The sequence below is a fragment of the Serratia sp. YWN4 genome (genome assembly GCF_055790845.1).
Genome location: NZ_CM147696.1, coordinates 4,674,453 through 4,686,943 on the forward strand (window position 1 = coordinate 4,674,453; position 12,491 = coordinate 4,686,943).

Consider the following 12,491-nt stretch of genomic DNA (forward strand, 5'->3'; position numbering starts at 1 on the left):
TTACTTGCCGATGCGAGCGTGCAGTTCCTGAACTGAAGTCACCTGCTCGGTAGGATCCGCCTTCAGCGCCATCGCCGTGGCGAAGCCGCCGTTCAGCGTGGTGTCGTAATGCACTTTGTATTGCAACGCGCTGCGGCGAATCAGCTTGGAGTCTTCAATCGCCTGACGGCCTGCCGTGGTGTTCACAATGTAGGTGTACTCGCCATTCTTGATGCGATCCTGAATGTGCGGACGGCCTTCATGCACCTTGTTGACCAAGCGTGGGTTAATCCCCGCTTCACCCAGCACCACAGCTGTGCCGTGAGTCGCATCCAGTTCGAAGCCCTGTTTCAGCAGGCTGGCGGCCAAATCCACCACGCGGGCTTTGTCACCTTCGCGCACCGACAGCAGCGCACGGCCCTGTTTCTTCATCCCAGAGTTACTGCCCAGCATCGCTTTGGAGAACGCTTCGGCGAAGGTGCGACCAACGCCCATCACTTCACCGGTGGAGCGCATTTCCGGCCCAAGGATCGGGTCAACGCCTGGGAATTTGTTGAACGGCAGTACCACTTCTTTCACCGAGTAGTACGGCGGGATAATTTCTTCGGTTACGCCCTGTTCAGCCAGCGACTGACCAACCATCACGCGCGCCGCCACTTTCGCCAGCGGCACGCCGGTGGCTTTAGAGACAAACGGTACGGTACGTGCCGCACGCGGGTTCACTTCGATCAGGTAAACTTCGTTGTTTTTCACCGCAAACTGCACGTTCATCAAACCGCGCACCTGCAGCTCAAACGCCAGCTTTTCAACCTGCTGGCGCATCACATCCTGAATTTCTTTGCTCAGAGTGTAAGCCGGCAGTGAACACGCCGAGTCACCTGAGTGTACGCCAGCCTGCTCGATGTGCTCCATGATGCCGCCAATCAGCACACGTTCGCCGTCACAGATGGCATCAACGTCCACTTCTATCGCATCATCGAGGAAACGGTCCAGCAGCACCGGAGCATCGTTAGACACGCTGACGGCGTTCTGGAAGTAGCGGCGCAGGTCGACTTCGTCGTAAACGATCTCCATCGCACGGCCACCCAACACGTAGGACGGGCGCACCACCAGCGGATAGCCAAGCCCAGTGGCTTTTTCTACCGCCTGCTCAATGGTGGCTACCGTGGCGTTGGCCGGTTGCTTCAGGCCCAGGCGGTTAACCGCCTGCTGGAAACGTTCGCGGTCTTCGGCACGGTCGATGGCATCCGGGCTGGTACCGATAATCGGCACGCCTGCGGCTTCCAGTTCGCGCGCCAGCTTCAGCGGAGTCTGGCCACCGTACTGCACGATCACGCCTTTTGGCTTCTCGATACGCACGATTTCCAGCACGTCTTCCAGCGTCACCGGTTCGAAGTACAGGCGATCCGAGGTGTCGTAATCGGTAGACACGGTTTCCGGGTTACAGTTGACCATGATGGTCTCGTAACCGTCTTCACGCAGCGCCAGCGAGGCATGCACGCAGCAATAATCAAACTCAATGCCCTGGCCGATACGGTTCGGACCACCGCCCAGCACCATCACTTTCGGGCGATCGTTGGTTGGGTTAGATTCGCACTCTTCTTCATAGGTGGAATACATGTAAGCGGTGTCGGTAGCGAATTCAGCCGCGCAGGTATCAACACGTTTGTAGACCGGGTGCAGGTTAAAGCTGTGACGCAGCTTGCGGATTTCGTTTTCGGAAACCCCCACCAGCGTAGCCAAACGCGCATCGGCAAAACCTTTACGCTTCAGCGTGCGCAGGAACTCAGCGTTCAGGCTGTTGATGCCCGTTTCAGCCACTTGCTCTTCCAAACGCACCAGCTCTTCGATCTGCACCAGGAACCAGCGGTCGATATTGGTCAGGTTGAACACGCCGTCGATAGACATACCGGCGCGGAAAGCGTCAGCGATATACCAGATGCGGTCACAACCGGCTTCCTTCAGTTCGCGGCGGATCTTGGTCAGCGCTTCCGGATCGTCCAGGCTCACTTTCGGATCGAAACCGGTCGCACCCACTTCCAGGCCACGCAGCGCTTTCTGCAAGGATTCCTGCTGGGTACGGCCAATTGCCATCACTTCACCGACCGACTTCATCTGGGTGGTCAGGCGATCGTTGGCACCGGCAAATTTCTCGAAGTTGAAACGAGGAATTTTGGTCACCACGTAGTCGATAGACGGCTCAAAGGAGGCTGGAGTACGGCCGCCGGTGATGTCGTTCATCAGTTCGTCGAGGGTGTAACCCACCGCCAGCTTGGCGGCAATCTTGGCAATCGGGAAACCGGTGGCTTTCGACGCCAGCGCAGAAGAGCGGGACACGCGCGGGTTCATTTCGATCACGATCAGGCGGCCGGTTTTCGGGTTTACCGAGAACTGCACGTTGGAACCGCCGGTTTCGACGCCGATTTCACGCAGCACCGCCATCGAGGCGTTACGCATGATTTGGTACTCTTTGTCGGTCAGCGTCTGTGCCGGGGCGACGGTGATCGAGTCGCCGGTGTGGATCCCCATCGCGTCGATGTTTTCGATGGAACAGACAATGATGCAGTTGTCGTTCTTATCGCGCACCACTTCCATTTCATACTCTTTCCAACCGATCAACGATTCGTCAATCAACAGCTCTTTGGTCGGCGACAGATCCAGACCGCGCTCGCAGATCTCTTCGAACTCTTCGCGGTTGTAAGCAATACCGCCGCCGGTGCCGCCCATGGTGAACGATGGGCGGATAATGCACGGGAAGCCGACGTCAGCGGCCACCGCCAGCGCTTCTTCCATATTGTGCGCAATGCCGGAGCGCGCGGTATCCAGGCCGATTTTCTTCATGGCGATGTCGAAACGGCGGCGATCTTCCGCTTTGTCGATGGCATCGGCCGTGGCACCGATCATGGTCACACCGAACTCAGCCAGCACGCCTTGGCGCTCCAGCTCTAGCGCGCAGTTCAGCGCCGTCTGGCCGCCCATGGTCGGCAGCACCGCATCTGGGCGCTCTTTTTCGATGATTTTACGCACCACTTCCCAATGAATCGGCTCGATGTAGGTCGCATCGGCCATTTCCGGGTCGGTCATGATGGTTGCCGGGTTGGAGTTGACCAGAATAACGCGGTAACCCTCTTCACGCAGCGCCTTACAGGCTTGGGCACCAGAGTAGTCGAACTCACACGCCTGGCCGATAACGATCGGGCCAGCGCCGAGGATCAGGATGCTTTTTATATCTGTACGTTTTGGCATGGCTGTTATGGCTCCTGATTATTTGGCGTTGGAACGGTAAGTCTCAATCAGTTCGATAAAGTGATCGAACAGCGGCGCAGCATCATGCGGGCCTGGGCTGGCTTCAGGGTGCCCCTGGAAGCTGAACGCCGCTTTGTCGGTGCGGTGGATCCCTTGCACCGTGTGGTCGAACAGGGATTTGTGCGTGACGCGCAGCGTAGCGGGCAGATGATTTTCATCCACCGCAAAGCCGTGGTTCTGCGCGGTGATCATCACGGTATTGTTATCCAGATCTTTCACCGGATGGTTGCCACCGTGATGGCCGAGCTTCATCTTCACGGTCTTGGCACCGCTGGCCAATGCCAGTAGCTGATGGCCCAGGCAGATGCCGAATACCGGAATGTCGGTTTCCAGGAACTGTTTGATAGCGGTAATCGCGTAATCGCACGGCTCCGGGTCGCCCGGCCCGTTGGACAGGAAGATGCCGTCTGGATTCATTTTCAGCACGTCATCGGCAGGGGTTTGCGCAGGCACTACGGTCAGGCGGCAGCCGCGATCCACCAGCATGCGCAGGATGTTGCGTTTGGCGCCGTAGTCGTAGGCCACTACGTGGTAGGGCAATTCGCTCGCCGCTTTCGCTTCCGGCAAGTCGCCTTCAAGCGTCCAACTGCCCTGCTGCCAGGCGTAGGCTTCTTTGGTAGTGACTTCTTTCGCCAGATCCATGCCTTTCAGGCCAGGGAAGGCTTTGGCCTTTTGTAGCGCCAATTCAGCATTGGTGACATCACCAGCAATGATGCAGCCGTTTTGTGCGCCCTTTTCGCGCAGCAGGCGAGTCAGTTTGCGGGTATCGATATCGGCAATCGCCACAATGTTGTTGCGCTTGAGGTACTCGGCAAGGCCTTCTTCGTTGCGATAGTTGCTGGCAATCAGTGGGAGGTCGCGAATGACGAGGCCTTGAGCGTGAACAGCGGAGGATTCTTCGTCGGAAGCATTGGTGCCGACATTGCCGATATGAGGATAAGTGAGAGTAACAATCTGGCGGGAATAGGAAGGATCAGTGAGGATTTCTTGATAGCCGGTCATCGACGTATTGAAGACCACTTCCCCCACTGCCGTACCTTCTGCCCCGATGGCCCGACCGTGGAATTGGGTTCCGTCTTCCAGAACCAATAGCGCTGACTTAATCAAAACACCCTCCAAGGAATAATCAATCATAATATTTGCATATTAATTCAGATTTCACCGCCTAAATCAATGCAAAAACCGCCCTCAAGGCTAATTTTTGGCAAATTGGGCGCATTTTAATGATGAGCCTCTGACTTGTCTACTCAAAGCACCATTTTTTATCGTATTTTTGCTGTTCTCACAGTTTTATGGGCTTCACACCGATAAAAACATACGGAAACTCGGGCGAGTAAACGGTTGCGAGACACAATGACACAGAAAACCCATGATAGCCGCTAAAACTCGGCCCTAATAAACAAACGAGGGGATAAAAAGGAGAGAAAGCAAAAGATAACTGATTAAAACAGGAGATACCGTTAAAATAGTCAAAGTAACCCCTGTTTTTATGGTTAAAAAAAAGGACAATAAAATTATTGCCCTATTATCATAGCACTATGATCAATACAACCACATCACAATGGTATGCAAAACATTATAACTGCTCTAAACCAAGGACATCACGCATATCAAACAGCCCTTTTTGCTGCTTGGTGATCCAGGATGCCGCACGCACGGCACCATTGGCAAAAGTCATGCGGCTTGATGCTTTATGCGTAATTTCCACCCGCTCGCCAATATCGACAAACATGGCGGTGTGCTCACCCACGATATCCCCAGCGCGAATGGTAGCAAAACCGATGCTTTTTGGATCGCGCTCGCCGGTATAGCCAACCCGTTGGTAAACCGCGCATTCTTTCAAATCACGGCCCAACGCCCCAGCGATCGCCTCGCCCATCGCCAGCGCAGTGCCGGAAGGAGCATCCACCTTGTGGCGGTGATGCGCTTCGACAATTTCAATATCGGTATAGTCGCCCATCACTTTAGCGGCTTTTTCCAACAGTTTGAGCATCACGTTAACGCCAACGCTGAAGTTGGCAGCAAACACGATGCCGATATGTTGTGCAGCAGCGCCGATCGCCGCTTTACCGGCATCATCAAAACCGGTGGTGCCAATCACCATGCCTTTTTTATGTGCCACGCAAAACGCCAGATGCGCCAAGGTGCCTTCTGGGCGGGTGAAATCGATCAGAATATCGAAATCATTAGCCACCTGTTCCAGGCTGTCGCTGACGGTCACCCCCAGCGCCCCAACACCAGCCAGTTCACCGGCATCGGTTCCCACCAGGCTTGAGCCTGGGCGCTCCAGAGCCGCCCCCAACATCACGCCCTGCGCCTGCTGCACCGCCTGAATCAATTGACGCCCCATGCGGCCACCGGAACCCGCAATCGCGATGCGGATCTGTGAATCAGTCATACTTTTCTCTCTTCTTGATTTTGTGCCCATGTAAGGAGCATGAGGTCCAGAGTAACTGCCCTGCTTTATCACTGCCAGAGGATTTCATGCAGAATTAGAATATTATGTTATCCCGATACTTTTATCAGTAACGCTATCAATTGATTAACAATTGGTCGAATAACGATAAGAACACAAATCTGCATAATCATGCGGTTTTTATGCATTGAGATAAAGCCTGTTCAGCGAGTTCCTCCTTGCCGTACGCGGGCTAAAATGCAAAACGGGGAGCCGAAGCTCCCCCGTTGCTTAACCATATAGCTGCATTCAATCGATCTGCCTGATATCCATGCGCAGCTCTTTCGGCACTTCAAACACGATGTTCTCTTCACGGCCGCTGATCTCATGAACATCCTGGCCACCCAAGGCTTTCAGGCGGCTGATGACGTCCTGAACCAGCACGTCTGGCGCGGAAGCACCGGCTGTCACGCCGATGTTAGTGGCATCTTTTAGCCAGGATTCCTGAATATCGGCCGCCGAGTCGATCAGGTACGCCGGTTTACCCACGCGCTGCGCCAGTTCGGCCAGACGGTTGGAGTTGGAGGAGTTTTTTGACCCCACTACCAGCACCACATCGGCATCCCCCGCCAGATTGCGCACCGCTTCCTGGCGATTGGTGGTGGCGTAGCAGATATCGTCTTTGCGCGGCCCGATGATGTTCGGGAAGCGCTTGCGCAGCGCATCGATTACGTCGGAAGTATCGTCCACCGACAGTGTGGTCTGCGTCATAAAGCACAGGTTACCTTCGTTCTTCACCTGCAACTGCCAGACATCTTCCGGCGACTCCACTAGGTACATCCCCCCTTTCGGGTTACTGTACTGGCCCATGGTGCCTTCCACTTCCGGGTGCCCGGCGTGGCCAATCAGAATCGCCTCTGTGCCCTTGCGGCTGGCACGGGCGACTTCCATATGCACCTTGGTCACCAACGGGCAGGTGGCGTCGAACAGCATGGTCAGTTCGCGCGCTTTCGCTTCGGCACGCACCGCCTGAGAAACCCCGTGCGCAGAGAAGATCAGGATCGAGCCGTCCGGTACTTCCGCGATCTCTTCAATAAACACCGCACCGCGTTCGCGCAGGCTATCGACCACATAGCGGTTGTGTACCACTTCGTGGCGCACATAAATAGGTGCGCCGTAAATCTCCAGCGCACGCTCCACAATGCTGATCGCACGATCAACCCCAGCGCAAAAACCGCGTGGGTTAGCCAGCAATATTTGCATGCGTTGCCTCCTGCTGCGGCTGCGGGTCAATCTCCAGCACTTCAATATCGAAGGTGACCGAGTGCCCCGCCAACGGATGGTTAAAATCAACGGTAATGGAATCTTCCGCCACTTCACGCACCACGCCGGGCATTTCGCTGCCGTCGATGGCGGTAAACAGCATGATGGTTCCTGCGTCTGGCACGCCGGTTTCGGCAAAATCACGGCGCGAGAAAAACTGGATCAGATCCGGGTTCTCTGTACCGAATGCCGCTTCCGGTTGCAGGGTGAAAACGCATTTTTCACCGGCCCGCAAGCCCAACAGTTGTTGCTCCAGCGGGGCCGACAGGCTGCCATCACCCAAGCGAAACAGCGCTGGCTTGCCATTACCGCGGGTGGATTCTGCGGTCGAGCCGTCCGACAGTTTCAGCGTAAAATGCACCAGTACCGCGCTGTTGCTGCTAACCTGAGCCGTCATATTACTTACCTTCGCTCTTCACGTGTTTCTTCGCTGGCAGAAAACCTTCCAGCACAATCATGGCTGCCCCGACGCAGATAAAGCTGTCTGCCAGGTTGAAGGTCGGGTAGTGCCAGTTACCGATGTAGAAATCGATAAAATCCACGACAAAACCGTGCCACAGGCGATCAAACAGGTTGCCGAGCGCGCCACCAATAATCAGGGCATAGGCGATATTGCTCAGCTTCTGCTGCGCGCTGTTGCGATACATCATCACCAGCAGTACCGCCACGATCGCGATAGCAATACCGGCAAAGAACCAGCGCTGCCAACCACCGTGATCCGCCAGGAAACTGAACGCCGCACCGTAGTTGCGCGCGTAATACAGGTTGAATGACGGGAACAACGGCTGGGTCTGGCCCAGCACGAAGTGACTCAGGATCCACTGTTTGCTGGCAAGATCCAGCGCCAGCACCACCACTACCAGCCAAAGCCAGCGCAAGCCGGTCGAACTTATCGGTCTACTCATCAGGCACTCATTTATCAGGCATTCAGTTATCAGGCAAAGTTACGCTTTTCACCGTCACCGGCAACGTTGGTGACACAGCGGCCACAAAGCTCCGCATGTTCCGCCACCTGGCCGATGTCGGTGGTGTAATGCCAGCAACGTGGGCATTTCTCACCAGCCGCGGTGCTGAACGCAATTTTCAGCCCTTTCAGCAGTTCACTTGGCTGCGCATCCGCCGGAGCATCGGCCAGTGGTGCCACCGTGGCAGCCGAGGTCAACAGCACAAAACGCAGTTCATCCTGCAGGCTATTCAGGCGTGTAGCCAGATCGTTATCTGCATACAGAGTGACTGCCGCTTCCAACGAGCCGCCAATGCGCTTATCCGCACGCGCCTGCTCCAGCACCTTGTTGACTTCACCACGCACTTTCAGCAGATCGTCCCAGAAGCCATCGTTCATGCCTTCGCCTTCGGCCAGCCCGAACAGGCCGCCGCACCACTCTTCAGTGAACACAAACTGCGCGCGCTTGCCCGGCAGGAAGGCCCAGATTTCATCGGCGGTGAAGGACATGATGGGTGCCATCCAGCGCACCATCGCTTCGGCAATGTGGAACAGCGCAGTCTGGCAGCTACGGCGCGCGATACTGTCGCTCTTCGCGGTGTACTGGCGATCTTTGATGATATCCAGATAGAAGGAGCCCATTTCGACCGAGCAGAACTGCATCAGGCGCTGCACCACTTCATGGAAATCATAGTTGGCATAAGCCTGCTCGATATCCTGCTGTGCCGCCAACGCACGGCCAACCGCCCAGCGATCCAACACCACCATCTCATCTGGAGCCACGCAGTCGGTACTTGGCTCAAATCCGTTCAGGTTAGCCAACAGGAAACGCGCGGTATTGCGGATGCGGCGATAGGAGTCGGCTGCACGCTTGAGGATTTCGTCAGAAACCGCAATCTCACCGGTATAATCGGTAGAAGCCACCCACAAGCGCAGGATGTCGCCACCCAGCTTGTTCATCACATCCTGCGGGCTGACGGTGTTGCCGATGGATTTGGACATCTTGCGGCCCTGACCATCCACGGTGAAACCGTGGGTCAGCACTTCTTTATAAGGCGCTTTTCCCTTCATGGCGGTCGAGATCATCAACGATGACATAAACCAGCCGCGATGTTGGTCAGAGCCTTCCAGATACATGTCGGCACCATGGCCGTTGAACTCAGGGCGCACATCCACCACCGAAGAATGGGTTGAACCTGAGTCAAACCATACGTCCAGCGTGTCTGGCACTTTCACATAGTCAGCCGCTTCAGCGCCGAGGATATCGGCGGCGTCCAGATCCCACCACGCCTGAATACCCTCCTGCTCAACGCGCTTCGCCACTTCTTCCATCAGTTCGACGCTGCGCGGATGAAGTTGCTCGGTGTCTTTGTGCACGAACAGCGACATTGGCACACCCCAGGTACGTTGGCGCGAGATACACCAGTCTGGGCGGTTTGCCACCATCATTTCGATACGTGCCTGGCCCCAATCCGGGATCCACTTGACGCCTTTGATCTCTGCCAACGACTGCTGACGCAGGCCCTTTTGCTCCATGCTGACGAACCACTGTGGCGTGGCACGGAAGATGATCGGCGTTTTGTGACGCCAGCAGCACGGGTAGCTATGCAGCAATTTCTCGACGTGCAGCAGCCCGCCTTTTTCGCGCAGCAGTTCAACGATCAGATCGTTGGCCTTGAACACAAATTTGCCATCCAGTGACGGATAAGTACCCGGCAGATAGCAGCCGTTCGGGCCAACCGGGTTAGCCACTTCCAGGCCATATTTCTGGCCGATCACAAAGTCGTCCGGGCCGTGGCCCGGCGCGGTGTGTACCGCACCGGTACCGGCGTCCAGCGTGACGTGATCGCCCAGGATCGCAGGCACATCAAAGCCCATAAACGGATGCGTAAAGCGCATCAGCTCCAGATCGGCACCTCTACAGTCGCCCAGCACGGCCCAACGGGTAATGCCGACGCGCCTCATCACGCTTTCAACCAGGTCTGCCGCCAGGATCAGGCATTGGCCTTCGACCTGCACCAGTTGGTAGGCAGATTCCGGGTTCAGCGAGATCGCGCGGTTAGCGGGCAATGTCCAAGGAGTGGTGGTCCAGATCACCAGAGAGATCGGGCCATTAACGCTGTGCACGCCAAATTTAGCCGCAACCGCCGCCGCATCCACCGCGTGGAACGTTACGTCGATCGACGGAGACGCTTTGTCGTAATACTCCACTTCCGCTTCTGCCAGCGATGAACCGCAGTCGGTACACCAGTGCACCGGCTTGGCACCTTTTAACAGATGGCCGTTGCTGATGATCTTGCCCAGTGCGCGAATGATATTGGCTTCGGTTTTGAAGTCCATGGTCAGGTACGGATGATCCCAATCCCCCAGGATCCCCATACGGATAAAGTCTTTCTTCTGGCCTTCGATCTGTTCGGCCGCATACTCGCGGCATTTCTGGCGGAATTCTGCCGGGGTCAGTTTCTCGCCCGGTTTGCCATACAGTTGCTCAACCTTCAGTTCGATCGGCAGGCCGTGGCAGTCCCAGCCGGGAACGTAAGGCGAGTCAAAACCGGCCATCCCTTTGGACTTGATAATAATGTCTTTAAGAATCTTATTAACGGAGTGACCAATATGCAGGCTGCCATTCGCATACGGAGGGCCGTCATGCAGAATAAAGGATTTCTTGCCCTTCTTGGCAGCACGAATAATCCCGTACAGATCCTGCTCATACCAATGTGCCAGCATGCCAGGTTCGCGCTTGGCGAGATCGCCACGCATCGGGAACCCTGTATCCGGCAAGTTCAGGGTATTCTTGTAGTCACTCATTAGATTCTCGGTTCCGTTTTCGGCTATAGAGATTAAACCGGTGTCTGTAGCCCGAAAAATTTCCGGGCCGTCACCACATCGTTGGCGATTTGCTGCTTCAGCGCATCGAGCGAAGCAAAACGCTGTTCGTTGCGCAATTTTGCGCGGAGCACCACGTCTAAATGGCGCCCGTAAAGATCCATCGTGATATCCAACAGATGGACCTCCAGTTGTTGACGCACGCCAGCCACGGTTGGCCGCGTGCCAATATTCGCTACGCCCGGCAGTGGCTCAGGGCCAAGGCCATAAACATCAACCGCATAAACCCCTTTTACCGGTGCCACCAGGCGCTTGAGCGGCAGGTTAGCGGTGGGGAAACCGATGGTGCGCCCCAGTTCATCGCCATGTACCACGCGGCCTGAGATACTGTACGGATGGCCAAGCAACGTTTCGGCCAGTGGCAGATCGTCATCACGCAGCGCATTACGGATCGCTGTGCTGCTGATACGCAGCTCTCCCTCACGGAAGGTTGGCGTGCGGACCACCGCAAAATCGTACTCTTCCCCGGCTTTCTGCAACAGGGTGAAATCACCTACGCGGCCCGCGCCAAAGCGGAAATCATCTCCCACCATCAGGAATTGCACACCCAGTTTTTCTACCAGCAGTTCGGCAACAAACGCCTGTGCGGTATTGGCGGCAAAACGGGGATCAAACTTGACACACAGCAGGTAATCTACCCCGGCCTGCGCCAGATATTTAGCCTTGTCACGCAAGCGCGTGAGACGTGCAGGAGCCTTGTCAGCGGCAAACAGTTCCAGCGGCTGCGGCTCAAAGATCATGACGATCACCGGCAGCCCGAGGCGTTGCCCCTCATGTTTCAACTGCTCCAGCAGCGCCTTGTGACCGCGGTGTATGCCGTCAAAGTTGCCGATGGTAAGCACGCAACCATGGTGGCGCGCCCGGATATTGTGGATGCCGCGAATTAGCTGCATAGCTGGCTCAAAACAGTGGAAATCGGCGGATTATACCTTGTACAGCGGTTAAGGTTAACCGGCGATTGTTTCCTTTGATGTAATAGTCATACCATACCCGAGGAAAATCGCCTTAACTACCCCGTTTATCCGGCCCGATGCGTGGTATATTAGCCAACTGATATCAAGCTGGCCTTCTGGCAGCAGCTTGAAAGACGGGGGATAATTCATTACCACCAGCCGCTTGCAGAGAGTGATGCAAATCACATGGCGATTTTTCTCGCGAAACACTGTATTCCCATGGCCGAAGCTGGTAAAATCCTGCGCCATCACAACGTAGCAAGTGCCGCCCGTACAAACGGCGCTTATTTGCACAAATCCATTGACAAACGAAGGCTAAAAGGGCATATTCCTCGGCCTTTGAATTGTCCTCAATAGATATATTTGGGAGTTGGACCTTGGCTAATATCAAATCAGCTAAGAAACGCGCCGTACAGTCTGAGAAACGCCGCAAGCATAACGCTAGCCGTCGCTCAATGGTGCGTACCTTTATCAAAAAGGTAGACGCAGCTATCGCAACTGGCGATAAAGAAGCAGCACAAACCGCATTTCTCGTAATGCAACCACTTGTGGATCGCCAGGCAGCTAAAGGCCTGATCCACAAAAACAAAGCAGCACGCCATAAGTCAAACCTGGCTGCGCGCATCAGCGCAATGCAATAAGCCTTACGTTGTCTGCTTGTTAAAAAAACCGGCCTCGGCCGGTTTTTTTACGTCGGTAATCTGCC

9 protein-coding genes are annotated in these 12,491 nt (G+C 55.5%); 1 reads left to right on the forward strand and 8 read right to left on the reverse strand.

What is annotated here, in order from left to right:
• From carB to ribF, 8 genes are all read right to left on the reverse strand, one after another.
• Entirely contained in the window at positions 1-3,225 is a 3,225-nt protein-coding gene (carB, locus tag ACX9GT_RS21590) for a carbamoyl-phosphate synthase large subunit (RefSeq protein WP_473188643.1), read from the reverse strand.
• 18 nt (positions 3,226-3,243) lie between these two features.
• Entirely contained in the window at positions 3,244-4,392 is a 1,149-nt protein-coding gene (gene carA / locus ACX9GT_RS21595; RefSeq protein WP_473188644.1) for a glutamine-hydrolyzing carbamoyl-phosphate synthase small subunit, read from the reverse strand.
• Positions 4,393-4,861: 469 nt separating this feature from the next.
• Complete coding sequence (gene dapB / locus ACX9GT_RS21600) at positions 4,862-5,683, reverse strand: 4-hydroxy-tetrahydrodipicolinate reductase (protein WP_473188645.1); 822 nt, start codon at positions 5,681-5,683, stop codon at positions 4,862-4,864.
• A 306-nt stretch (positions 5,684-5,989) separates the two neighbouring features.
• Complete coding sequence (gene ispH, locus ACX9GT_RS21605; RefSeq protein ID WP_473188646.1) at positions 5,990-6,943, reverse strand: 4-hydroxy-3-methylbut-2-enyl diphosphate reductase; 954 nt, start codon at positions 6,941-6,943, stop codon at positions 5,990-5,992.
• Entirely contained in the window at positions 6,924-7,400 is a 477-nt protein-coding gene (gene fkpB / locus ACX9GT_RS21610; protein WP_473188647.1) for an FKBP-type peptidyl-prolyl cis-trans isomerase, read from the reverse strand. Before fkpB ends, ispH begins: the two co-directional genes overlap by 20 nt.
• A gap of 1 nt (position 7,401) precedes the next feature.
• A complete protein-coding gene (gene lspA / locus ACX9GT_RS21615; RefSeq protein WP_473188648.1) occupies positions 7,402-7,908 on the reverse strand; it encodes a signal peptidase II in 507 nt (168 codons plus the stop codon).
• Between the two features lie 29 nt (positions 7,909-7,937).
• A complete protein-coding gene (gene ileS / locus ACX9GT_RS21620) occupies positions 7,938-10,754 on the reverse strand; it encodes an isoleucine--tRNA ligase (RefSeq protein WP_473188649.1) in 2,817 nt (938 codons plus the stop codon).
• 32 nt (positions 10,755-10,786) lie between these two features.
• Complete coding sequence (ribF, locus tag ACX9GT_RS21625; RefSeq protein WP_459401238.1) at positions 10,787-11,725, reverse strand: bifunctional riboflavin kinase/FAD synthetase; 939 nt, start codon at positions 11,723-11,725, stop codon at positions 10,787-10,789.
• Between the two features lie 437 nt (positions 11,726-12,162).
• On the opposite strand from ribF, the gene rpsT reads away from it, so the two are divergent.
• Entirely contained in the window at positions 12,163-12,426 is a 264-nt protein-coding gene (rpsT, locus tag ACX9GT_RS21630; protein ID WP_473188650.1) for a 30S ribosomal protein S20, read from the forward strand.
• Positions 12,427-12,491 lie beyond the last annotated feature (65 nt).